The following is a 23,221-nucleotide window of genomic DNA, read 5'->3' as shown; positions in this document are numbered from 1 at the left end:
ACCTTACCCCTGCCCTCCGGCCGGTCACCGGGTGGGCTCGCCCGGCTAGCGTGCCCGCATGAGCACCTCGTCCGCCGGGCCCGGGCCGCACCGGGTGGAGCTGGACACCGCGGCCGCCGCGCCCCCGTCGGCCGCGGCCCTGGAGGCCTGGCGCAGCGCCGGTCCGGACGGCTGGGCGGACGCCCGCGGGCTGCACGCGACGGCAGCCACCGCCCGGCGCCTGCTGGACGCCGCGCGGGCGGCCCTGGCCGGGGCGGTCGGGGTCGCACCCGAGGCGGTGTCGCTGCCGCCGGACCACGTCCGGGCCCTGCACGCCGCCGTGCTGGGCTGCGGCCCGGCCGGGGGCGCGGCCCGCGCGGGGGCGCCGGTCGTGGTCTCGGCGGTCGAGCACTCCGCGGTGCACCACGCCGCGGCGTGGGCGGCGGCCCGGGACGGGGCCCCGGTGCGCCAGGTCGGGGTCGACCACCTGGGCCACGTGGACCTGGCGGCGCTGGCGGAGGCCTCGGCCGGGGCCCGGCTGGTGTGCGTGCAGCACGCCAACGTGGAGATCGGCACGGTGCAGGACCTGCCGGCCGTGCACGCGGTGTGCCGGGCGGCCGGGGTGCCGCTGCTGGTCGACGCGGGCGCCTCGCTCGGGCACGTGCCGGTCCCGGCCGACTGGGACGTGCTGGTGGGCTCCCCCCGCGCCTGGGGCTCGGTGGCCGGGGTCGGGCTGCTGGCGCTGCGGCCCGGGGTGCGCTGGCGGGCCCACGAGCCCGGTGAGGCCGGGGCGTCCCGTCGCCCCGGTGAGCAGCCCGGGACGGTGGACGTGCCCGCGGCGCTGGCGGCGGCGGTGTCCCTGCAGCAGGTGCTGGCCGGGCCGCTGGGCCGGGCCGACCCGCGCCACGGCCTGATCGAGCAGGTGCGGGCCGCGGTCCGGGCGGTCCCCGACACCGTCGTGGTCGGCGACCCGGAGGCACGGCTGCCGCACGTGCTGACGATGTCGGCGCTGTTCGTGCCGGGCGAGGAGCTGGTGCGTGGCCTGGACGCCGAGGGGTTCTCGGTGGCGTCCGGGTCGGCGTGCACCGCGGACACGCTGCGGCCCAGCCACGTGCTGGCCGCGGTGGGGGCCCTCACCCACGGCAACGTGCGGCTCGGCCTGCCCCGCGGGGTGCCGGCCGCCGAGGTCGACCGGTTCTGCGCCGTCCTGCCCGGGGTCGTGGCCTGGCTGCGCCGCGAGCTCGGGGCGGACGGGCTGTGACGGGCACGGGTGCGGGTGCGGACGGGGACGCGGACGGGGTCGCCCGAGGCTCGACGCCTCAGGTGCAGGTCGACGCCCGGGGCGCGCGCTGCCCCGTGCCGGTGCTCCGGCTCGCTCGGGCGGTCCGCGACCTGCCCGCCGGGACCACGGCCGAGGTGCTGGCCACCGACCCCGCCGTGCAGCACGACGTGCCGGCCTGGGCCGGGATGCGTGGGCACGAGGTGCTGCTGGTGGCCGAGGACGCCGGGGTCTGGTGCGTGCGGGTCAGGACGGGCGGTCGAAGCAGCGCGGCGGCGGCCGGCGCACCAGGTCGCTGAGCCCGGCCAGGTACTGCGTGCGGGTCAGCTCGACCACGCCGAGCGAGGCGAGGTGGGGCGTGGCCCACTGCACGTCGACGAGGCGGGGCGGTCCGGGCTCGTCGGCCAGCAGCTCGGCCAGGGCCAGCACGGCCGCCTTGGACGCCCCGGTCTCGCGGTGGAACTTGGACTCCGCGCAGAACAGCCCGCCCACGGCCACGCCGAACAGACCCCCGACCAGCCGGCCGTCCTGCCAGGTCTCCACGGAGTGGGCGTGGCCCAGCGCGTGCAGGTCGCGGTACGCGGCCACGTAGTCACGGTCGATCCAGGCGCCGTCGCGCCCGGGGTCCGCGCAGCCGGCGACGACCTCGTCGAAGGCCGTGTCGACCCGGGTCTCGAAGTCACGGCGGCGACGGCGCAGCGAGCGGGACTCGTGGGCCTGCTCCGGCCGGAGCACGCCGCGCGGGTCGGGCGAGAACCAGCCCAGCACCTCGCGCCTCCTGACCCGGACCGACATGGCGAACGCGCCGGCCCGGTAGCCGGCCAGCAGCAGGTCCGACGACAGCGCGCCCCCGACGCAGACCAGGTCCTGGCCGTCGGGGGCGCGCTGGACGGCCAGCTCGAGCTGGCCCTCCGTCGTGGTGCGAGGTGGGTGCGGGGCGATCAGTGGAAGGAGTCGCCGCAGGCGCAGGAGCCACCCGCGTTGGGGTTGTCGATCTGGAAGCCCTGCTTCTCGATGGTGTCCGCGAAGTCGACGGTGGCGCCGGCCAGGTAGGGAACGCTCATCCGGTCCACGACGAGCTCGACGCCGTCGAAGTCGCGCACGGCGTCGCCGTCCATGGTGCGGTCGTCGAAGTACAGCTGGTAGATCAGGCCGGAGCAGCCACCGGGCTGCACGGCCAGGCGCAGCCGCAGGTCGTCACGACCCTCCTGGGCGAGCAGGGCCTTGACCTTGTCGGCGGCGACGGCGGTGAGCGTCACCTCGTGCGGGGCCTTGGCCGTGTCGGCCGAGGTGTCGACGGTGGTGCCGGTCGTCTCGGGCGTCGTGGTCGTGTCGGTCATGTTCGGCTCCTGGATCGCCGGGGGCACTGGTCCGGAGCAGGCGGTCCACCCGCTCCCGTGGACGTCAATGCTACGTCCGGCCCGGGGATTCCCGTGCCGCCCCTCCCCCGACCCACCGCGGGGCGGCCCCGGGAGGGGGACCCGCTCAGCGGTGCCAGGTGCGTGCGACCCGCTCGGTCCGGGCGCTCAGCGCCGCGGCCGGGGCGGCCAGGGATGCCGCGACCTGCTCGGGCGTGTCGGCCACGGCGTAGGCCGACTCGACCCCGGCCACGGCCAGCTCGCGGCGGCCCACGGCCACCTGGCCCGCGACGACGACCACCGGCACCCCGAGCCCGCCGGCCACGTGGGCCACGCCGGCCACCACCTTGCCGCGCAGGCTCTGCCAGTCGAAGCTGCCCTCCCCGGTCAGCACCAGGTCGGCGCCGTCGAGCCGCTCGGCCAGGCGCACGGCCGCCGTGACGGCCTCGGCCCCCGACCGGCGGACGGCGCCCAGCGCGAGCAGGCCGAACCCCAGACCGCCGGCGGCGCCCGCGCCGGGCAGCGCGACCAGGCGACCCGGGTCGGGCGCCCCCGCGTGCCCGGCCGCCTCGACGACGGCCGACGCCCAGGCCGTCATGACCGCCTCCAGGCCGGGCAGCTGCTCGGCGGTGGCGCCCTTCTGCCGGGCGAAGCCGTGCACGGCGCCGTGGCGGCCCAGCAGGGGCACGTCCACGTCGGAGGCCGCCACCAGCTCGACCCCGGCGAAGCGCTCGCGGGCCGCGTGCAACCCGCCCAGGCCGTCGACCGGCAGACCGGCCAGACCCCGGGGCCCGTGCGCGAGGTCGGCCCCGGTCGCGGCCACCCCGAGCGCGGCGAGCAGCCCCGCCCCGCCGTCGACCGTCACCGACCCGCCGAGACCGACGACGACGCGCTGGGCGCCCTCCTCCAGCGCCACCAGCAGCAGCTCGCCCACCCCGTAGGAGGTCGCGGCGCCGGGGTCCCGCTCCGCCGCGGGCACGAGGTGCGAGCCGCAGGCCTGCGCGCTCTCGACGTAGGCGCTCCGCAGGCCCGAGGGGTCGTCGCCGGCCTCGACCAGCAGCACGGTCGCCGGGGTCGGCTGCCCGGTCGGCCCGCCGACGGTCACCGTCAGCAGCTGACCGGGCAGCGACCCGGCCAGGGCGTCGACGAACCCGGGGCCGCCGTCGGACAGCGCCACCGGGGTCACCTCGTCGTCGGGCGCCCAGGCCGACCACCCCGCGGCCATGGCCGCGGCGGCCTGCCGGGCGGTCAGGGTGCCGGTGAAGCAGTCAGGGGCCACGACGACGCGCATGGCGGCAGTCTGCCGGGCCGCCGGCGCACCGGGGACCGGGGACCCGGACGGTGTCCGGGTGTGATGGACTTCTCGGATGAGTGCACCGGTCGGTCTACCGGCCCCCGTGGTCCCCCCGGCCCTGCTGCTGCTCGGCCGCACCGACGACATGGCCAGCGAGCGGGGCGTGGAGTGCCCGGGCGACCTGCCCCAGCCCTCGGACCTCGACCTGCTCGCCCGCGCCCACCGGGCCCGCGAGCGGCTGGGCTCCCGGGCGTTCGTGCTGGGCCACCACTACCAGCGCGACGAGGTCATCGCCCTGGCCGACGTCACGGGTGACAGCTTCAAGCTGGCGCGCGAGGCCGCGGCCCGCCCCGAGGCGGAGTTCATCGTGTTCTGCGGCGTGCACTTCATGGCCGAGAGCGCCGACATCCTCACCTCCGACGACCAGCAGGTGGTGCTGCCGGACCTGGCCGCGGGCTGCTCCATGGCCGACATGGCCGCCATCGGCCAGGTGGAGGACGCCTGGCAGGTGCTGGCCGACGCCGGGCTGGCCGAGACCACCGTCCCGGTGACGTACATGAACTCCTCGGCCGCCATCAAGGCGTTCACCGGGCGCCACGGCGGCACCGTCTGCACGTCCAGCAACGCCGAGCAGGCGCTGCGCTGGGCGTTCGAGCAGACCGGCGGGCTGGACGCCGGCGGGCGGGTGCTGTTCCTGCCCGACCAGCACCTGGGCCGCAACACCGCCGTCCTGGAGCTGGGCCTGTCGCTGGACGACTGCGTCGTGTTCGACCCGTGGCAGCCGGGCGGCGGGGTCGACCCCGACGCGCTGGCCACGGCCCGGATGGTGCTGTGGCGCGGCCACTGCTCGGTGCACGGGCGGTTCAGCGCCGAGGCGGTCGACGGCTACCGGGAGCGCATCCCCGGGGTGAACGTGATCGTGCACCCGGAGTGCCGCCACGAGGTCGTCACCCGGGCCGACGTCGTCGGCTCCACCGAGCTGATCGTCAAGACCCTGGAGGCGGCCGAGCCCGGCTCGCAGTGGGTGATCGGGACCGAGCTCAACCTGGTCAAGCGCCTCGCCGCCGCCCACCCGGACAAGCAGGTCCACTTCCTGGACCGGGACGTCTGCTACTGCTCGACCATGAACCGGATCGACCTGCCGCACCTGGTCTGGGCGCTGGAGTCGCTGGCCGACGGCCGGGTGGTCAACCGGATCCGGGTCGACGACGAGACGGCCCACTGGGCCCGGGTCGCCCTGGACCGCATGCTCGCCCTCCCCGGGCCCACCGCCCGCGACTGAGGCCCCGCCCGGGCGACCGGGCGGGGCGTGCGCTCAGGCCTCGGCGGCCAAGGCCTCCAGCAGCAGCGCCTCCGCGACGCAGGCCTTCGCGAACTCGCCCAGGTGGAGCGACTCGTCGGTGCCGTGGGCGCGGCTGTCGGGGTCCTCGACCCCGGTGACGAGCACCGTCGCGCCGGGCATGACCCGGTCGAGGTCGGCGATGAACGGGATCGACCCACCGACCCCGATGTCGACGGCGTCGCGGCCCCAGGCCGTGGCCAGGGCCCAGCGGGCCGCGCCGAAGGCCGCCGACGACGTGTCGGCCGCGAACCCGTGGCCACCCTCCTCGGCCAGGACCGTGACCTCGGCCCCGCCCGCCGGCTGGGCCAGCAGGTGCTCCCGCAGCACCTCGAACGCCGCGTCCGGGTCGGCCCCGGGCGGGATACGGACCGACAGCCGGGCCCGGGCCGTGGGCTGCAGGGTGTTGGACGCGTGGGCCACGTCGGGCCCGTCGACGCCGATGACCGTGATGGCGGGCCCCGCCCACACCCGCTCGGCCACCGAGCCGGTCCCGGGCAGGTCGACCCCGGGCAGCACGCCCGCCTCGTCGCGGTACTGCGGCTCGGGCCAGTCCTGCTGGGCGGCCGCCGCGCGGCGCGCGTGCTCCGGCATGTCGTCCAGACCGGGCACCGCCACCGAGCCGTCCGCGCCGTGCAGCGAGGCGAGCAGGCGCAGGAGCACCGTCATCGGGTCGGGGGCCGCGCCGCCGTACATGCCGGAGTGCAGCGTGTGGTCCAGCGTCGCGACCGACACGACCGCCTGCACCATGCCCCGCAGCGTGGTGGTCAGGGCGGGCACCCCGACCGCGGCGTTCGTCGAGTCCGCGACGACCAGGACGTCGGAGCGCAGCCGGTCGCCGTGCTCGTGCAGGAACGCCTGGAAGGACGGCGACCCGATCTCCTCCTCGCCCTCGACGAACACCGTGATGCCGACCCCGCTGCCCGCGTCGTGCGCGGCCAGGTGGGCGCGCACGGCCGCCAGGTGGGCGCACACCCCGGCCTTGTCGTCGGCCGCACCGCGGCCGTAGAGCCGGCCGTCGCGCTCGGTCGCCTCGAACGGCGGCGACGACCACAGCGCGGCGTCCCCCGGCGGCTGGACGTCGTGGTGGGCGTACAGCAGCACGGTCGGGGCGCCGGGCGGGGCGGGGCGTCGGGCCAGCACCGCCGGCGCGCCGGGGGTGCCGTCGGGGCGCGGCGAGCGGAGCACCTCGACCTCGGGCATCCCTGCGGTGCGGAACAGCTCGGCCACGGCCTGCGCGGACGTCTCGACGGTCTGCTGGTCGAACGCGGCCGCGCCGACGCTGGGGATGGCCACCAGCCGGGTCAGGGTGCGGAGCACCTCGGGCAGCTCCTGCTCGACGCGCGACCGGGTCGCGGCCACGACGTCCGGGCCGGGTCGGCGCCCCGAGGTCGGCGACGGAGTCCCCGGGTCGGTCGGGGCGTCGGTGGGCTGGGCGGTCGGATCGGCTGGCATGCCGGGGACGCTACCGCCGCGGCTACCCTGTGCTCATGTTCGGCCGAGGCTCACGCAGCAGCACCACCACCGACCCCGTCGTCGTCCAGGAGCACGGGCCGGGCAAGGGCCGCCCGACCCCGAAGCGCTCGGCGGCGCAGGCCGCCAAGCGCCAGCCGCTGGTGCCGGACGACCGCAAGGCGGCCGGGCGCAAGGCGCGGGACGAGCGCCGGGCCAACCAGGCCAAGGTCGTGCAGGCCTACGAGACCGAGGACCAGCGGTTCCTGCCGGCCCGGGACCGCGGCGAGGTCCGTCGCTACGTCCGCGACCTGGTGGACCGCCGGCGCAACGTCGGGCAGTACTTCCTGCCGGTGGCGTTCGCGGTGCTGTTCCTGGCCGTCATCCCCAACCAGACCGCGATCCTCGTCTCCGCCGTGGCGATGTACACCATGCTGGGCGTGCTCGTCCTGGACTGCATCCTGCTGTCCCGCACCGTCAAGGGCGCCGTGGCCGAGCGCTTCGGCCAGGCCGCGGCCGAGGAGAAGGGCCTGCGCTGGTACGCGGTCATGCGGGCCACCCAGATGCGCCGCATGCGCCGGCCCACGGCCAAGGTCAAGCACGGCGGCGTGCCCCGCCCCTGACCCGCTGACTCGCGCGGCCCCCGTCCGGCGGTGTCTGATTGAGGGATGGACTACCGACACCTAGGACGCAGCGGTCTCGTCATCAGCGAGATCATCTACGGCAACTGGCTCACCCACGGCTCGCAGGTCGAGAACGACGCCGCCACGGCGTGCGTCCACGCCGCCCTCGACGCCGGCATCACCACGTTCGACACCGCGGACGTCTACGCCAACACGGCGGCGGAGACGGTCCTCGGCGAGGCGCTGGCGGGCCAGCGCCGCGAGAGCCTCGAGATCCTCACCAAGGTCTACTGGCCGACCGGGCCCAAGGGTCACAACGACACCGGCCTGGGCCGCAAGCACATCATGGAGGCGATCGACGGCTCCCTGCAGCGGCTGCAGACCGACTACGTCGACCTGTACCAGGCGCACCGCTTCGACGTCACGACCCCGCTCGAGGAGACGATGAGCGCCTTCGCCGACGTCGTGCACTCGGGCAAGGCGCACTACATCGGCGTGAGCGAGTGGACCGCCGACCAGATCCGCGCCGGGGCCGCCCTGGCGCGCGAGCTCAAGATCCCGTTCGTCTCCAGCCAGCCCCAGTACTCCATGCTCTGGCGCGTCATCGAGGAGGAGGTCGTGCCGGCCTCCGCCGAGCTGGGCCTGGGGCAGATCGTGTGGTCGCCCATCGCCCAGGGCGTGCTGACCGGCAAGTACAAGCCGGGCCAGCCGCTGCCCGAGGGCTCGCGCGCGACCGACGACAAGGGCGGCTCCAACATGATCGCCCGCTGGATGCGCGACGACGTGCTCGAGCGGGTCCAGGGCCTCACACCCGTCGCCGACGAGCTCGGCCTGTCCATGGCCCAGCTGGCCGTGGCCTGGGTGCTGCAGAACGACAACGTCTCCGGCGCCATCATCGGTGCCTCGCGGCCGGAGCAGGTCACGGAGAACGTCAAGGCGGCGGGGGTCCGCATCCCCGCCGAGGCCATGGCGCGCATCGACGAGGTCCTCGGTGACGTCGTGGAGCGCGACCCGGCCCGCACCAAGCAGGACATGCCCCGCAAGCGCGCGGTGGCCTGAGGCCGGGTCCACCCGGCCCACGAGCCACCACGGGAGCCCGCGCCGAGTCCGGCGCGGGCTCCCGTGCGCTCAGGCCTCGGGCGGGTGCAGGCTCATCGGGCCGTAGACGACGTCGGAGTCGCGCAGCAGCGTGACGGCGTCGACGCCGCCGTCCAGCAGCTCCCGCCAGGCCTCACCCACCCAGGACTCCGCGTCGGCCTGCGACGGGAACGACCCGGTGGGCAGGCCACCCGCACTCACCACCTCGCCGGAGGAGTCCTCGTAGCGCCACGTCCAGGTCTCGCTCCACGTCTGGCTCACCCGGCCACCGTAGGACGCAGGGTCGGGCGGACGCGCAGCGAGGGCCGGCCGGGGTCTCCCCCGACCGGCCCTCGCCCGCGTGTGCGGCCTGTCAGCCGTCGGTCGGAGCCATCGTGCTCTCGTCCATGGGGGCCATGGTGTCGTCCATGGGGGCCATGGTGTCCTCCTCCATGGGGGCCATGGTGTCCTCGACCGCCGGGTCGTCGACCGCGGGGTCGGTGGTGTCCGCCGAGTCGTCGGCGCAGCCGGCGAGCAGGGTGGCGCTGGCGAGAACGGCGATGGCCGCACCGGAGATGGTCCTGCGCATGGTTCCTCCTGAGAGTTCAGGTGCCCGGGTCTCCCCGGATCCGTCGTTCGACGGCGCTCAGGACCATATGAGCGGCACGTACCGCCACGCACGCTGACACAGTGTGACAAACCCGACGTTTGGCTGGACGCCCGTCTGGTCATGCGCTAATACGCCCAGGTCAGCGCCCGACCAGGCGTCCGCCCGGGGCGGGGCGGCCACCGGTCGCCGCAGCGGGCAGACTCCTCGCGTGACCACACCCGCCGACCTGCAGGAGATCGCACGCGACGTGCGCCCCACCGGCCGCGCGGCCGAGCAGCGGGCCCGCCAGGGGCTGGAGGACCTGCTGCTGCCGGTCGGCGCGACGGGCTCGCTGCACCGCCTGGCCGTGTGGTGGGCCGGGGTCCGCCGGGACGCCGAGGCCGCCGCGCCCACCGCCGTCACCGCCCTGGTGCTCGCCGGCGACCACGGCATCGCCGTGCGGGGCGTCTCGGCCTCGCCGCTGGGCCACACCGCGGTCACCACCCGGACGCTGCGCGAGGGGACGTCGGCCACGCACGCCGTGGCGGCCGGCCTGGGGGTGGCGGTACGCACCGAGCTGGCGGACGTGGCCGGGCCCGCCGGGCCGCGCGCGCAGCCGTTCGACGTCGGGGACGCCCTGGACGAGGCGCTGCTGGCGGAGTCGGTGGCGCGCGGCGTGGCCCTGGCCGACGAGCTGGCCGACGAGGGCCTGGACCTGCTGGTGCTCGGCGAGCTCAACGTCGGCGGGTCCACCACCGCCGCCGCCGTGGTGGGGGCCGCGCAGCGCCGCCGCGTCCTGGAGGTGGTGGGGCGCGGCAGCGGCGTCGACGACACGGCCTGGATGCGCAAGGCCGCCGCGGTCCGCGAGGGCCTGCGGCGCGCGCGCACCCGGCCCCGGGACGTGCCCAGCATCCTGGCCGCGGTGGGCTCGGCCGACGTGGCCACCGCCACGGCCCTGCTGCTGCGCTGCGCCGCGCGGGGCCTGCCCGTCGTGCTGGACGGCCCCGTCACGACCGCCGCGGCGGTGCTCGCGCACCGGGTCTCCCCCACGTCGCGGCAGTGGTGGCTGTTCGCCGAGCGCGGGGACGAGCCCGCAGTCCACCTGGTGCAGGACGCGCTCGGCATGCAGCCCGTGCACGACCTGGGCACGCGGACGGGGCTCGCGGTCCCGGGGCTGCTGGCGCTGGGCACGCTGCGGGCCGCCGTCGCCCTGGCCACCGGCTCGGCCACGCGGGCGACGTACTGGCCGACCGACCGGACCGAGCCCGACCCGAGCGACCAGACCGAGCCCGGCGAGCCGGCCGGGACCGGCGAGCCGGCCGGGACCGGCGAGCCGGACGCGGACCTCGGCCCCAGGCCCTAGGTCGTCAGTCCCGCACGTGCGAGGCGACGAAGGGCGGTCGGGTGACACGGCAGCGCAGCGCCCGCCCCCGCACGTCGACCGCCACCTCGTCGTCGGCCTTCAGGCCGGCCGCGGTGTCCAGCAGAGCCAGGGCGACCCCGGCCCGCAGCGTGGGCGAGAACGTCCCCGACGTGGTCGTCCCGACCCGCTCGCCCAGGCCGTCGCCGTCCGCCCGGTGCACGGCCATCCCGGCCCGCGGCACGCCGCGGCCCAGCGACAGCAGCCCGGTGGCCCGGCGGGCGGGACCGGCCTCCTTCTCCGCGACCACCGCGTCGCGCCCCACGAACTCCGGCTTGGCCCACCCCACGGCGAAGCCCAGGCCGGCCTGCACGGGGGTGACGTCGGCCCCGATGTCGTTGCCGTGCAGCGGGTAGCCCATCTCGGTGCGCAGCGTGTCGCGCGCGCCCAGCCCGGCGGGGCGACCGCCCTCGGCGAGCACCGCCTCGTGCAGCGTCCGCCACAGCTCCGCCGCCCGGTCGGCCGGGACCAGCACCTCGTAGCCCCGCTCCCCGGTGTACCCGGTCCGGCAGACCACGGTGCGCTCGCGCGGTCCGGTCTCCCCGGCCAGCACGAACGACATGTAGCCGTGGCCGTGGGCCAGCCCGGCCGCGGCCATCACCGCGTCGGCGCGCGGGCCCTGCACGGCCAGCACGGCCACGTCGCCGTGCACGTCGTCCACCACCACCCCCGCCGGGGCCCGCTCCCGCAGGGCCGCGACCACCGCGGCGGCGTTCGCGGCGTTGGGGACCAGCACCAGGTCCTCCGGCGAGACCCGGTACACGATCAGGTCGTCGACGATGCCGCCGTCCGGGGCCAGGCACAGGGTGTACTGGGCCTGGGAGTCGGCCACGCGGTCCAGGGCGTTGCTGAGCACGGAGTCGACGTGGTCCAGCGCCCCCTCGCCCCGCACGAGCACCGTCCCCAGGTGCGAGACGTCGAACAGACCGACCCGCTCGCGCACGGCGGCGTGCTCGGCCAGGGTCCCCCCGCCGTCGTACTCCACCGGCATCGCCCAGCCGCCGAAGGACGCGAACCGGGCCCCGGCCGCGGTGTGCGCGTCGTGCAGGGGCGAGCGGCGCAGCTCGTCGCCGCCGGGCTGTCGAGAAGAGGTGTCGGCCACCCGAGCACCGTAGTCTCGTGGCGCGCGCGGGTGCCCGGCTCCCGCGCCGACCGTGTACCCGCCCGCCCTCGAGGCGGGCCGACCGAGGAGCCCTGTGAGCACTGCTGACCACACCCCCGTCCCCAGCGCCACGCTGAGCAGCAAGAAGCTGTCGTCGGTCCGCGCCGACGCCGCCGTCGTCGGGATGGTGAGCGGACCCGACGGTGCCGCCGTGGCGGTGGACGACCTGCCGGCCGACAGCGTGCACGCCCTCGAGGCCGCCGCCGAGGCGCTGGACTTCACCGGCAAGGCCTCGCACACGCTGCGCCTGCCCGGGGTCGAGGGCCTCGAGGTCGAGCAGGTCGTCCTGGTCGGGCTCGGCGAGACCGACGACGGCGCCGTCGACCCCGACGTGGTGCGCCGGGCCGCGGGCGCGGCGCTGCGGGCGGTCACCAAGGCCGCCACGGTCCTGCTCGTGCTGCCCGCCGACGACGACGAGCAGGTGCGGGCGGCGACCGAGGGGGCCCTGCTGGGTGCCTACCGCTTCCGCACCTACAAGACCGGTGAGACCCCCACCCTGGTCGACGAGGTCCTGGTCCACGCCGCCGGCCGCCGCGACAAGGCGACCAAGGCCGCCGTCGACACCGGCGCCGTCCTGGCCGACGCCGTCGGGCTGTGCCGCGACCTGGTCAACACCTCCCCGCTGGACCTGACCCCCGCCGCCGTGGCCGACCGCGCCCAGGAGCTGGCCAAGCAGCTGCCCTTCAAGGTGTCGGTGCTGGACGAGAAGCAGCTGGCCCGCAAGGGCTACGGCGGCATCCTCGCCGTCGGCATGGGTTCGACCCGCCCGCCGCGCCTGGTCACCCTCACCTACGCCCCCAGCCGCGCCAAGGGCCACGTCGCCCTGGTCGGCAAGGGCATCACCTTCGACTCCGGCGGGCTGTCCCTCAAGCCGCCGGCCGGCATGCCCGGCATGAAGGCCGACATGGCCGGGGCGGCCGCCGTGCTGGCCACCGTGGTCGCCGCCGCCCGGCTCGGTCTGCCCGTGGCCGTGACGGGCTACCTCGCCCTGGCCGAGAACATGCCGTCCGGGTCCGCGCAGCGGCCCAGCGACGTCATCACGATGTACGGCGGCACCACGGTCGAAGTGCTCAACACCGACGCCGAGGGTCGGCTGGTCCTCGCCGACGCGCTGGTCACGGCGGCCGAGGTGTCGCCCGACGCCGTCATCGACGTCGCGACCCTGACCGGCGCGCAGGTCGTCGCGCTCGGCGGTCGGGTGTCCGGCGTGATGGGCAACGACGAGTCGCTGCGCAGCGAGCTGCTGCACGGCGCGGGCGAGGCGGGCGAGCAGATGTGGCCCATGCCGCTGCCCGCGCACCTGCGCCGCGGCCTGGACTCCACCGTCGCCGACATCGCCAACGTGGCGAGCTCGCGCGACGGCGGGATGCTCACCGCAGGGCTGTTCCTGCAGGAGTTCGTGGCCGAGCGCGACGGCGCCCCGCTGCCCTGGGCCCACGTCGACATCGCGGGCCCGGCGTTCAACGAGTCCGGCGCCTACGACCACGTCCACAAGGGCGGCACCGGGGCCGCCGTCGCCACGCTGGTGCGCCTGCTCGAGGCACGCGCCCGTTGAGGTGGTTGGATGACAGACCGAGCGGGACGCGGGCAGACGCGACCGTGAGCACGCGACGCAGCGAGGTACGAGGAGCAGCACGTGGCTGAGCAGGAAGAGTTCGACGTCGTCATCCTCGGCGGGGGCAGCGGTGGCTACGCGGCCGCCCTGCGCGGCGCCGAGCTGGGGCTCTCGGTGGCCCTGGTCGAGAAGGACAAGCTGGGCGGCACCTGCCTGCACCGCGGCTGCATCCCCACCAAGGCGCTGCTGCACGCGGCGGAGGTGGCGGACTCCGCCCGTGACAGCGAGAGCTACGGCGTCAAGGCCACCCTCGAGGGCGTCGACGTCCCCGCGGTGACCAAGTACCGCGAGGGCGTCGTGGGCCGGCTCTACAAGGGCCTGCAGGGCCTGGTGAAGAGCCGCAAGGTCACCTACGTCGAGGGCACCGGCCGCCTGGTCGAGCCCAAGGTCGTCGAGGTCGAGGGCCGCCGGCTGGCCGGCAAGAACGTCGTCCTGGCCACCGGCTCCTACCCCCGCACCCTGCCGGGCCTGGAGGTCGGTGGCCGCGTCCTCAACAGCGACGGCGCCCTGGCCCTGGACCACGTCCCGGGCAGCGTCATCGTGCTGGGCGGCGGCGTCATCGGCGTCGAGTTCGCCAGCGTCTGGCGCTCCTTCGGCGCCGACGTCACCATCGTCGAGGCCCTGCCGCGGCTCGTGGCCGCCGAGGACGAGGCCATCTCCAAGGCCTTCGAGCGCGCCTACCGCAAGCGCGGGATCGCCTTCAAGACCGGGGTCCGGTTCACCGGGGCAACGCAGGACGACGACGGCGTGACCGTGACGCTGGAGTCCGGCGAGGAGCTGCGCGCCGACTACCTGATGGTCGCCGTGGGCCGCGGGCCCGTCACCGAGGGCCTCGGCTACGAGGAGGCGGGCGTGACGGTCGACCGCGGCTTCGTCCCCACCGACGAGCGGCTCCGCACCGGCGTCGACGGCGTGTTCGCGGTCGGCGACATCGTCCCCGGCCTGCAGCTGGCCCACCGCGGCTTCGCCCACGGCATCTTCGTGGCCGAGGAGATCGCGGGCCTGAACCCCCAGCCGGTCATCGACTCGATGGTGCCCCGGGTCACCTACTCCGAGCCCGAGATCGCCTCGGTCGGCCTCACCGAGGCGCAGGCCAAGGAGAAGCTCGGCGAGGACAAGGTGTCCACCTACGAGTACAACCTCGGCGGCAACGGCAAGAGCCAGATCCTCGGCACGGCCGGCTTCATCAAGCTGGTGCGCGAGGTCGACGGCCCGGTCATCGGGGTCCACGCCGTCGGCGCCCGGATGGGCGAGCAGATCGGCGAGGGCCAGCTGATCGTCAACTGGGAGGCCTACCCCGAGGACGTGGCCGCCCTGATCCACGCGCACCCGACCCAGAACGAGGCGATGGGCGAGGCCCACCTGGCCCTGGCCGGCAAGCCCCTGCACGCGCACTCCTGACCCACCCGGGCCCCGGCCCGACCCACGGCTCCGCAGGAGCCAGCCCACTCCCGCACCGCACGAACGACGGAGGACGACCAGACATGGCGAACCCGGTCAACATGCCGCCCCTCGGTGAGAGCGTCACCGAAGGCACGGTCACCCGATGGCTCAAGCAGGTCGGTGACCGGGTGGAGCAGGACGAGCCCCTGGTCGAGATCGCGACCGACAAGGTCGACACCGAGATCCCGTCCCCGTTCGCGGGGACCCTCCTGGAGATCAGCGTCGACGAGGACGAGACCGCCGAGGTCGGCTCCCAGCTGGCCGTCATCGGCGAGGAGTCCGAGGCGGGCGGGTCCGGCGACTCCGGGTCCGACGACTCCGGCAGCTCCGACGAGGCCGAGTCCTCCGGCGAGGCCTCCGGGTCCGACCTGCCGGCCCAGCAGGACTCCGGCAGCGACGGGTCCGAGGGCTCCGACGGGTCCGAGGGCTCCGACGCGGGCCAGGACGAGGTGAAGGCCGAGGACGCCGACGAGCCGTCCGAGACGCCCAGCACCGCTGCCGACGCGCCGGCCGAGAAGCCGTCCGCCGACACCCAGCAGGGCGACGCCGGCACCGAGATCGTCATGCCGGCGCTCGGCGAGTCCGTCACCGAGGGCACCATCACCCGCTGGCTCAAGGCCGAGGGTGACACGGTCGAGGTCGACGAGCCCATCGTCGAGGTCGCGACCGACAAGGTCGACACCGAGATCCCGTCCCCCGTGGCCGGCACCGTGCTGCGGATCATCGTGGCCGAGGACGAGACCGCCGAGGTCGGCGCCCCGCTCGTGGTCGTGGGCGACCCGTCCGCCGCCGGCTCCGCGCCGGCCCAGGACACGGGCTCGGCGGAGGACACCGGCTCGACCGAGGACGCCCCCGCGGCCGACGCCGAGGACGCGGCTGCCGAGCAGCCCCCCACGAAGGACGAGCCGTCCGGCCAGGACGAGCAGTCGAGCCAGGACCAGGGCGGCGACGCGACCGACGCCGAGCAGAGCTCCGCGGGGCAGTACTCCTCGCCCGAGGCGCAGGTGCCCCAGCCCACGGCGCTGGACACCTCCCCGACCACCACCGGCAGCGAGCAGGGCCAGGGTGACGAGGGCACACAGTCGTCGGGCTCCTCGACCGGCATGGCGGCCGTGTCCGGCGGCGACAGCAGCGGCTACATCACCCCCATCGTCCGCAAGCTGGCCGCGGAGAAGGGCGTCGACCTCTCCTCGCTGTCCGGCTCCGGGGTGGGCGGTCGGATCCGCCGTCAGGACGTGCTCGCCGCGGCCGAGGCCGCCGAGAAGGCCGCCGCGCAGCCGGAGCCGTCGGCCCCGGCCCCCGAGACGCCGGCGCAGGCCCCGGCCGCCCCGGCGGCTGCGGCCCCCCGGACCGAGGTCTCCCCCAAGCGCGGCACCCGGGAGAAGATGTCCCGGCTGCGCAAGGTCATCGCCCAGCGCATGGTCGAGTCCCTGCAGGTGTCGGCCCAGCTGACCACCGTGGTCGAGGTCGACGTCACCCGCGTCGCGGCCCTGCGGCAGCGCGCCAAGGGTCGGTTCCTCGAGCGCGAGGGCGTCAAGCTGTCGTTCCTGCCGTTCTTCGCCCTGGCCGCCGTCGAGGCGCTCAAGGCCTACCCGGTGGTGAACTCCAGCATCGACGGCGACGAGATCGTCTACCACGGTGCGGAGCACCTGGGCATGGCCGTGGACACCGAGCGCGGCCTGCTGGTGCCCGTCATCAAGGACGCCGGCGACCTGAACATCGCCGGGCTCGCGCGCAAGATCGCCGAGCTGGCGGAGCGGACCCGCACCAACTCCATCAGCCCGGACGACCTCAGCGGCGGCACCTTCACGCTGACCAACACCGGCAGCCGGGGCGCCCTGTTCGACACGCCCATCCTCAACCAGCCCCAGGTCGCCATCCTGGGCACGGGCGCGGTCGTCAAGCGGCCCACGGTGGTCACCGACAGCGAGGGCAACGAGTCGATCGCGGTGCGGTCGATGGTGTACCTGGCCCTGTCCTACGACCACCGCATCGTCGACGGGGCGGACGCCGCCCGGTTCCTGTCCGCGATGAAGCAGCGGCTCGAGGACGGCGCCTTCGAGTCCGCCCTGGGGCTCTGAGCCGGTGAAGGTCGCCGTCACCGGTGCGTCCGGGCTGATCGGGTCCGCGCTGGTGCCGTCGCTGTGTGCGGCGGGGCACGACGTGGTCCGGCTGGTCCGGCGCCCGGCGACGGCCGAGGACGAGGTGACCTGGGACCCGACCGAGGGCACGGTCGACCTCGCCGGGCTGGCGGGCACCGACGCGGTGGTCCACCTGGCCGGGGCCGGCGTGGGCGACAAGCGCTGGACCGACGCCTACAAGCAGACCATCGTGCGCTCCCGCGTCGACAGCACCCGCACCATCGTCCAGGCCATGCTCCAGCTGGATCCTCGGCCGTCCGTGCTGCTGTCCGGGTCGGCCGTCGGCTACTACGGCGACCGGGGCGAGGAGGTGCTGCTGGAGAGCAGCGCCCGCGGCGAGGGGTTCCTGTCCGACGTGGTGGTGGCCTGGGAGGCCGAGGCGCAGCCCGCGGCCGACGCCGGCATCCGGACCGCCCTGCTGCGCACCGGCCTGGTGATGGCACCCGGGGGCGGGGCCTTCGGCCGGCTGCTGCCCATCATCAAGGCCGGGCTGGGCGGCCCGATCGGTGACGGCCGGATGTGGTGGCCGTGGATCACCCTGGTGGACGAGGTGCGGGCCATCGAGTTCCTGCTCGACGCCGACGTGTCCGGCCCGGTCAACCTCGGCACCCCCCACCCGGCGCGCAACGTCGACGTCACCAAGGCGGTGGCCCGCGCCCTGGGCCGTCCGGCCCTGGTCCCCGTGCCCGGGTTCGCGCTGCGGGTGGTGCTCGGTGAGTTCGCCGACGACGTCACCTCCAGCCAGCGGATGGTGCCGCAGACGCTGTCCGAGGCCGGGTTCGACTTCGTCCACGCCGACCTCGACCACGCGGCCGGCTGGCTCGCCGAGCAGTAGCCGCCCCGCCCCGGTCGCAGCGCCGACCGGGGCTCCTCGCACCGCCCGGCCGGTCTCAGCCGTCGTCGACCGCACGGAGCAGCCAGCGACCCTCATGGCGCCCCAGCTCCACCACGACCTCCTCCGTCACGGCCGGGTCGAGGCCCAGGGCGGTGCTGAGCCGCACCGACGCCCGCCACGGCTCGTCCGGCGCCGCGGCCCCGGACGTGCCCACGGGGTCGGCCGGGACGGGGTCGACGGCCAGCACGCGGTAGGTGACGGCCACGGGACCGGCCGCCAGCAGGGCGCGGTCGGCGCCCAGCGTGCGGCCGTCCGGGTGGTGGACCCGATCGAGGCGGGTGACGTCACCGCTGCGCAGCGCCGCCTGCCGCGCGGCCACCAGTCCGGCCACCAGCTCCGGCGTCGGCGAGGCCGCCCCAACGGCCCCGGTGCCCGCCGCCGACCGGTCGCCCGCGGCCACCACGTCGTCGGCGCCCGGTGGTCCCGGCGTATCCCCACCGCCCGGCAGCACCCCGGACGAGCCACCGCCGACGGCCAGCACCAGCACCACCGCCGCGGCCACCGCCGTGGCAGCACCCACGGCCGTCGCGACGACCCGCGACCGCAACCGCAACCGCCCCCGCAACCGCACCCGCAACCGCACCCGCCCGCGACGGGGACGGGCGTCGTCGGCGCGGGCCGCCTGGCGCACCCGGTAGGTGACCGCCTCCTCCGGTCGGACGCCCACCGCGGCCGACGGCACCAGCCCGACCGGCTCGGGCCGGGCGGCCGAACGGACCAGCGCGGCCAGCTCTGCCGGCCCGGGCCGGGCGGCCGGGTCGGGGTCCAGGCCCCGCAGCACCGCCTCGACGAGCGCCTCGGGGCAGTCCGGGACCAGCAGCCGCAACGGCAGCCGGTCCTCGGCGTGGACCGGCAGGTGCCCGGTCAGGGCGAGCCAGCCCACCGCGGCCAGGCCGTGCACGTCGGAGGCCGGCGTGGGCTCGGCGCCCGCCACGACCTCGGGGGCCGCGAACCCCGGGGTGGCCACCGCGTGGCCGGTACCGGCCAGACGGGCCGAGCCCAGGTCGGCGAGCACCGGGCGACCCCGTTCCACGAACAGCACGTTGGTCGCGCTGACGTCGCCGTGCACGACCCCGCGGGCGTGCAGCCACGCCAGGGCGTCGGCCAGCGGGGCCAGGACCGTGACCACCTCCCCCGGGCCCAGGCCGCCGCGCGCGGCCACCTGCGCGGCCAGCGACCCGCCACCGGCCAGGGGCGTCACCACGGCCGGCGGGTCCTGCTGCACCCGCAGCACCGCCAGCACGTGCGGGTGCCGCAGCCCCTGGGCGAGGGCGACGTCGGCCGGCTCCGGCCCGGCGTCGAGCAGCTTGACCGCGACCCGGCAGCCGTCGGACAGGTCCGTGCCCGCCCAGACCTGCCCCGTCGACCCTCGGCCCACCAGCTCGCGCAGCCGCACCCCCGCGACCACGCGCCCCGCCTCGGCCGCCGGTGCCGACGGCTCGTCGTACCCCGCACGCTGCGTCATCCCCCGATGCCACCACGGCCGGCCCCCCGCCCGCAGGCGCCGTCCACAGGCAGGCGGCTACGGTGCTGTCGTGCCCGACCGCGACACGCCCCCCGCCCGCCCCGGCCCCGTCGACGCCTCCGGGGTCCCGCGGACCGCCGACGTCGTGGTCGTGGGGGCGGGCCTGGCCGGCCTGGCCTGCGCCCGCGGGCTGATGGGCAGCGGCCTGGACGTCGTGGTCCTCGAGGCCGACGACGGCGTGGGTGGCCGGGTGCGCACCGACGACGTCGACGGCGTGCTGGTCGACCGCGGCTTCCAGCTGCTCAACCCCACCTACCCGGTGCTGCCGTGGTTCGTCGACGTGGACGCGCTGCGCCTGCAGGCCCTGGGCGCCGGGGTCGTCGTCGCGCGGGGGGACGCCCCGACGACCCGGACCCTGCTCGCCGACCCGCTGCGCCGGCCCGACGCGCTGCCGGGCATCCTGCGCTCGGGGCTGCTGGACGCCGGGGACCTGCTGGGGCTGCTGCGCCTGGTGACCAGGGCCCTGCTGCTGCCCGCACGGCGGCTGGAGCAGGCCCCCGACACCGGCTGGCACGCGGCCTTCGACGCGGCCGGGCTGGACGGGCCGCTGCGCCGGCACGTGGTGGAGCCGTTCCTGACCGGGACGCTGGCCGACGCGGCGGGCACCACCTCGCGACGCTACGTCGACCTGCTGCTCCGCTCGTTCGCCCGGGCCGGGCTGGGGGCGGCCCCGGGCCTGCCCACCGGCGGCATGCAGGCGTTCTCCGACGCGGTCGCCGTGCCCCTGCCGGCCGGGTCCGTGCGCACCCGGGCCCGGGTGCAGTCCCTGACCCCGACCGGGGACCGCTGGGCGGTGCACGGCACGCACGCCGAGGGGGACTTCCAGCTGGTGGCCGCCACCGTGGTGGTGGCCGGCGAGGCCCGGTCGGCCGCCGCCCTGCTCGACCGTCCCGCCGCCCCCGACAAGGGCCTGACCACCGTCTGGCACCTCAGCGACGAGCCGCTCGACGTCGGTCGGCGTGGCCCCTACCTGCACGTGGACGGCGACCGGTCCCACCTGCGCCGCCACGGCCTGGTCAACACCGTCGTGGTCAACCGCAGCGCCCCGGGCTACCTGCCCACGTCCCTGCACGGCCGCAGCGACCTCGTCGCCACCACCGTGCTGGGCACCCTGGGGGACGAGCGGGACGCGGCGCTCACGCAGGTGCGCGCCCAGGCCGCCCGCGCCGTGGGCACCGACGCCGCCGCCCTGGGCCGGGTGGTGGCCGTCCACGAGATCCCGCACGCCCTGCCGCGCACCGTCCCCCCGCTGGACGTGCGGCGCCCCGTCGACCTGACCGACGGCCGATTCGTCGTCGGCGACCACCGCGACACCCCGTCCATCCAGGGGGCGCTGGTGTCCGGCCGGCGCGGGGCCCGGGCCGTGCTCGCGCACCTCGGCCTGCACCCGGCCGCGGCCGGGCGACCCGGCGCCGCGGACCGACCCGCCCCCACCAGCACCGACCCGGAGGCCAGCCGTGCCCGCTGACGCACCGACCATCGTCGCGACGTCCGGGGGGTGGGTCCCCGGGCACCGCACCCGGATCGCGTTCGGCCCGCTGATCCAGCACTGCCTGGACCTGTCCGGCGTGCACGGCCGCACGCCCCGGCTGACCCACCTGGGCACGGCCGGCGGCGACCAGGGCCACTGGAACGCCTGGGTGCTGGAGGCCGGTCGCGCGGCCGGGGTGGAGACGACCAACCTGTCGCTGTTCCCGATGCCCAGCGTCGACGACGTGGCCGGGCACCTGCTGGACGCCGACGTCGTGTGGGTCAACGGCGGTTCCGTGGTCAACCTGCTGGCCGTCTGGCGGGCCCACGGCCTGGACCGCGTCATGCGTCAGGTCTGGGAGGCGGGGGTCGTGCTCGGCGGGGTCAGCGCCGGCTCGATCTGCTGGCACACCGGCGGGACGACCGACTCCTTCGGTCCCGGCCTGGACCCGGTGACGAACGGGCTGGGGCTGATCCCCTACGACAACGGCGTCCACTACGACTCCGAGGCCCGCCGGCGGCCGCTGGTGCACGCCCTGGTGGCGGACGGCACCCTGGGCCGCACGTACTGCACCGACGACGGCGCCGGGCTGGTCTACCGCGGCACCGAGCTGGTCGAGGCCGTCGTGGAGCGGGACGGCGCCGGGGCCTACGTGGTCGAGCGGGACGGCTCGGGCGCCGCGGTCGAGGAGCGCCTCGACGTCCGGGACGTCCGGCGGTGACCTGGGCCGCTCCCCCGCGCCCCGACGCCGACGCCACCGCGACCGCCGCGGCGCGGCTGGCCGCGCTGGCCACCCCGCCGGGCGCCCTCGGTCGGGTCGGCGCCCTGGCCGTCTGGTGGGCCGGGGTCCGCGGTCAGGCCTGCCCCGCCCCGCCGAGCGCGGTGCACCTGCACGTGGTGGCCGGGGACCACGGGGTGACGGCGCGGGGCGTGTCCGCCTTCCCGGCCGCCGTCACGCCGCTGATGGTCGGCGCTTTCGTCGACGGCGGCGCCGCGGCGACCGTGCTGGCCCGGCAGCAGGGCGTGCACGTGCGCACCCACGACCTGGCCGTCGACGTCGACTGGCCCGCGGGCACGGACGCCCGCCTGACCGAGCACAAGGTGCGCCGCTCGTCGGGGTCGATCGACACCGAGGACGCCCTGTCGACGGATGAGCTGGACGCGGCGCTGGCGGCCGGGCGCCGGATCGCCGACGAGTCAGTCGACGCCGGGGCCGACCTGCTCGTCGTGGGCGACATGGGCATCGGCAACACCACGCCGTCGGCCGCCCTGGTGGCGGCGATGCTGGGCCTGGACCCCCGGGCCGCCACCGGCCGGGGCACGGGCGTGGACGACTCGGGGCTGCACCGCAAGGCCGACGTCGTCGCCGCGGCCGTGGACCGGGCCCTGACCCGGTACGGCACCGACCCCCGGGCCCTGCTGGGTGCGCTCGGCGGCGCCGACCTGGCCTGCATGGCCGGCATCCAGCTGCAGGCCGCGGCCCGGCGCACCCCGGTGCTGCTCGACGGGGTCGTCGTCACCGCTGCGGCCCTGGTCGCCGAGCGTCTCGCCCCCGGCACCGCGGCCTGGTTCGCGGCGGGTCACCGCTCGGCCGAGCCGGCCCACGCCCCGGCGCTGGCCGCCCTGGGCCTGGAGCCCCTGCTGGACCTGGGGATGCGCCTGGGCGAGGGCAGCGGGGCGCTGCTGGCGCTGCCGCTGCTGGGGGCGGCCGCCACGCTGCTGGCGGAGACCGCGCTGCTGGCCGACCTGCTGCCGGGCTGATGCGGCCCGGCGCGCTGCGGGACGGGCTGCGGCTGTCCTTCGGCACCCTGACGCTGCTGCCGGTCCGGGCCCCGACGGTGGTGGACCGGGACGCGGCCGCGGTGGCCATGACGGCCGCCCTGCTGCCCGGCGCCCTGCTCGGCCTGGCGGTCGGGGCCACGACCGCGCTGCTGCTGGCGCTCGGCCTGGCCCCGCTGCCGGTGGGCTTCGTGGCCGTGGGGGTGGGGGTGCTGCTGACCCGGTTCCTGCACCTGGACGGGCTCGCCGACACCGCCGACGGCCTGACCGCGGGGCACACCCCGGAGCGGGCCCTGGAGGTGATGCACCGGGGCGACGTCGGACCGGCCGGGGCCACCGTGCTGGTCCTGGTGCTGGCGGGTCAGGCCACGGCCGTCGCCGCCGTGGCCGGTGCCGGGCACCCGTGGTGGGCGGTGGTCGGCCTGCTGACCCTGGCCTGGGCCGGCTCGCGGGCCGTGCTGGCCCTGCTGACCGCGGTCGGCACCCGGCCGGCCCAGCGCAGCGGGCTGGGCGCAGGCGTGCTGGGCTCGGTCCCCCGCTCGGTCTGCTGGGCGCCCGCGGCCCTGCTGGGCGCGCTGGGTCTGCTGGGCGCCGGCTGGCCGGCCGCCCTGGCCGTCGTCGCCGGGCTCGTCGCCGCCGCCGGGCTCGCGGTCCACGCGCACCGCCGCCTCGGCGGGCTGACCGGTGACGTGCTGGGTGCCGGCGTCGAGGTGGCCCTGCTCGCGGCGCTGGCCGTGCTCACGGCCCTCTGACACCGCCCGGGGCCGGGCGGGGGTCCGC

Annotated in this window: 22 protein-coding genes; 14 read left to right on the top strand and 8 right to left on the bottom strand. The window is 76.6% G+C overall.

The genetic code is table 11. The features are described 5' to 3' along the window. The first annotated feature begins 58 nt into the window (after window positions 1–58). Window positions 59–1,240: an aminotransferase class V-fold PLP-dependent enzyme gene (locus tag SJY06_RS12840; RefSeq protein WP_380167927.1), complete on the top strand. Its 1,182-nt coding sequence runs from the start codon at window positions 59–61 to the stop codon at window positions 1,238–1,240. Window positions 1,241–1,302: 62 nt separating this feature from the next. After that, window positions 1,303–1,557: a sulfurtransferase TusA family protein gene (locus SJY06_RS12835; RefSeq protein WP_380167926.1), complete on the top strand. Its 255-nt coding sequence runs from the start codon at window positions 1,303–1,305 to the stop codon at window positions 1,555–1,557. Here the strand turns inward: SJY06_RS12835 and aat are convergent. The 3 genes from aat to SJY06_RS12820 all read right to left on the bottom strand — a co-directional run bounded on the left by aat (window position 1,505) and on the right by SJY06_RS12820 (window position 3,907). After that, window positions 1,505–2,083 (bottom strand): leucyl/phenylalanyl-tRNA--protein transferase, encoded by a 579-nt coding sequence (gene aat, locus SJY06_RS12830; RefSeq protein WP_380169709.1) that lies wholly within the window; start codon window positions 2,081–2,083, stop codon window positions 1,505–1,507. The two genes, SJY06_RS12835 and aat, sit on opposite strands and share 53 nt — an antisense overlap. Before the next feature lie 116 nt (window positions 2,084–2,199). Beyond that, window positions 2,200–2,598, bottom strand: a complete 399-nt coding sequence (locus SJY06_RS12825; RefSeq protein WP_380167925.1) for a HesB/IscA family protein — start codon at window positions 2,596–2,598, stop codon at window positions 2,200–2,202. Between the two features lie 145 nt (window positions 2,599–2,743). Then, window positions 2,744–3,907, bottom strand: coding sequence for a glycerate kinase (locus SJY06_RS12820; RefSeq protein ID WP_380167924.1), 1,164 nt, complete (start codon window positions 3,905–3,907; stop codon window positions 2,744–2,746). Window positions 3,908–3,983: 76 nt separating this feature from the next. Between SJY06_RS12820 and nadA the strand changes: the two genes are divergently transcribed. Continuing rightward, on the top strand, window positions 3,984–5,192 hold the full coding sequence (gene nadA, locus SJY06_RS12815; protein WP_380167923.1) for a quinolinate synthase NadA: 1,209 nt from the start codon (window positions 3,984–3,986) through the stop codon (window positions 5,190–5,192). A 33-nt stretch (window positions 5,193–5,225) separates the two neighbouring features. Here the strand turns inward: nadA and SJY06_RS12810 are convergent, their stop codons facing one another. Next, window positions 5,226–6,704 (bottom strand): dipeptidase, encoded by a 1,479-nt coding sequence (locus tag SJY06_RS12810; protein ID WP_380167922.1) that lies wholly within the window; start codon window positions 6,702–6,704, stop codon window positions 5,226–5,228. Between the two features lie 35 nt (window positions 6,705–6,739). Between SJY06_RS12810 and SJY06_RS12805 the strand changes: the two genes are divergently transcribed. Further along, window positions 6,740–7,324 (top strand): DUF3043 domain-containing protein, encoded by a 585-nt coding sequence (locus SJY06_RS12805; protein ID WP_380167921.1) that lies wholly within the window; start codon window positions 6,740–6,742, stop codon window positions 7,322–7,324. A 45-nt stretch (window positions 7,325–7,369) separates the two neighbouring features. After that, on the top strand, window positions 7,370–8,383 hold the full coding sequence (locus SJY06_RS12800) for an aldo/keto reductase family protein (protein ID WP_380167920.1): 1,014 nt from the start codon (window positions 7,370–7,372) through the stop codon (window positions 8,381–8,383). 69 nt (window positions 8,384–8,452) lie between these two features. On the opposite strand, the gene SJY06_RS12795 is transcribed toward SJY06_RS12800, so the two are convergent. After that, a complete protein-coding gene (locus tag SJY06_RS12795) occupies window positions 8,453–8,683 on the bottom strand; it encodes a hypothetical protein (RefSeq protein ID WP_380167919.1) in 231 nt (76 codons plus the stop codon). Between the two features lie 91 nt (window positions 8,684–8,774). Continuing rightward, window positions 8,775–8,990, bottom strand: a complete 216-nt coding sequence (locus SJY06_RS12790; RefSeq protein WP_380167918.1) for a hypothetical protein — start codon at window positions 8,988–8,990, stop codon at window positions 8,775–8,777. 229 nt (window positions 8,991–9,219) lie between these two features. Between SJY06_RS12790 and SJY06_RS12785 the strand changes: the two genes are divergently transcribed. Then, the gene (locus SJY06_RS12785; protein WP_380167917.1) at window positions 9,220–10,353 is read left to right on the top strand and encodes a nicotinate-nucleotide--dimethylbenzimidazole phosphoribosyltransferase; all 1,134 of its coding nucleotides are present in this window, start codon (window positions 9,220–9,222) and stop codon (window positions 10,351–10,353) included. A 4-nt stretch (window positions 10,354–10,357) separates the two neighbouring features. On the opposite strand, the gene gcvT is transcribed toward SJY06_RS12785, so the two are convergent. After that, on the bottom strand, window positions 10,358–11,512 hold the full coding sequence (gene gcvT / locus SJY06_RS12780) for a glycine cleavage system aminomethyltransferase GcvT (protein ID WP_380167916.1): 1,155 nt from the start codon (window positions 11,510–11,512) through the stop codon (window positions 10,358–10,360). Window positions 11,513–11,606: 94 nt separating this feature from the next. On the opposite strand from gcvT, the gene SJY06_RS12775 reads away from it, so the two are divergent. The 4 genes from SJY06_RS12775 (at window position 11,607) to SJY06_RS12760 (ending at window position 17,606) form a co-directional block, all read left to right on the top strand. Further along, the gene (locus tag SJY06_RS12775) at window positions 11,607–13,127 is read left to right on the top strand and encodes a leucyl aminopeptidase (RefSeq protein ID WP_380167915.1); all 1,521 of its coding nucleotides are present in this window, start codon (window positions 11,607–11,609) and stop codon (window positions 13,125–13,127) included. Between the two features lie 81 nt (window positions 13,128–13,208). After that, window positions 13,209–14,588: a dihydrolipoyl dehydrogenase gene (gene lpdA / locus SJY06_RS12770; protein WP_380167914.1), complete on the top strand. Its 1,380-nt coding sequence runs from the start codon at window positions 13,209–13,211 to the stop codon at window positions 14,586–14,588. 83 nt (window positions 14,589–14,671) lie between these two features. Next, complete coding sequence (sucB, locus tag SJY06_RS12765) at window positions 14,672–16,711, top strand: 2-oxoglutarate dehydrogenase, E2 component, dihydrolipoamide succinyltransferase (protein WP_380167913.1); 2,040 nt, start codon at window positions 14,672–14,674, stop codon at window positions 16,709–16,711. 4 nt (window positions 16,712–16,715) lie between these two features. Then, window positions 16,716–17,606, top strand: a complete 891-nt coding sequence (locus tag SJY06_RS12760; RefSeq protein WP_380167912.1) for a TIGR01777 family oxidoreductase — start codon at window positions 16,716–16,718, stop codon at window positions 17,604–17,606. Window positions 17,607–17,661: 55 nt separating this feature from the next. Here the strand turns inward: SJY06_RS12760 and SJY06_RS12755 are convergent, their stop codons facing one another. Then, a complete protein-coding gene (locus tag SJY06_RS12755; RefSeq protein WP_380167911.1) occupies window positions 17,662–19,131 on the bottom strand; it encodes a protein kinase in 1,470 nt (489 codons plus the stop codon). A gap of 70 nt (window positions 19,132–19,201) precedes the next feature. Between SJY06_RS12755 and SJY06_RS12750 the strand changes: the two genes are divergently transcribed. Genes SJY06_RS12750 through SJY06_RS12735 form a run of 4 tightly spaced genes read left to right on the top strand, consistent with a single transcriptional unit; the run spans window position 19,202 to window position 23,193 of the window. Then, window positions 19,202–20,659: an FAD-dependent oxidoreductase gene (locus SJY06_RS12750; protein ID WP_380167910.1), complete on the top strand. Its 1,458-nt coding sequence runs from the start codon at window positions 19,202–19,204 to the stop codon at window positions 20,657–20,659. Beyond that, the gene (locus tag SJY06_RS12745) at window positions 20,649–21,383 is read left to right on the top strand and encodes a Type 1 glutamine amidotransferase-like domain-containing protein (protein WP_380167909.1); all 735 of its coding nucleotides are present in this window, start codon (window positions 20,649–20,651) and stop codon (window positions 21,381–21,383) included. The genes SJY06_RS12750 and SJY06_RS12745 overlap by 11 nt, the downstream gene beginning before the upstream one ends. Beyond that, on the top strand, window positions 21,380–22,423 hold the full coding sequence (cobT, locus tag SJY06_RS12740; protein ID WP_380167908.1) for a nicotinate-nucleotide--dimethylbenzimidazole phosphoribosyltransferase: 1,044 nt from the start codon (window positions 21,380–21,382) through the stop codon (window positions 22,421–22,423). Before SJY06_RS12745 ends, cobT begins: the two co-directional genes overlap by 4 nt. Beyond that, on the top strand, window positions 22,423–23,193 hold the full coding sequence (locus SJY06_RS12735) for an adenosylcobinamide-GDP ribazoletransferase (protein ID WP_380167907.1): 771 nt from the start codon (window positions 22,423–22,425) through the stop codon (window positions 23,191–23,193). Before cobT ends, SJY06_RS12735 begins: the two co-directional genes overlap by 1 nt. Window positions 23,194–23,221 lie beyond the last annotated feature (28 nt).

It is taken from the genome of Jannaschia sp. R86511, assembly GCF_042466345.1.
In the GTDB taxonomy this organism is placed as follows: domain Bacteria; phylum Actinomycetota; class Actinomycetes; order Actinomycetales; family JBBAYJ01; genus Aquipuribacter.
This window is presented reverse-complemented; position numbering and strand designations above follow the sequence as displayed.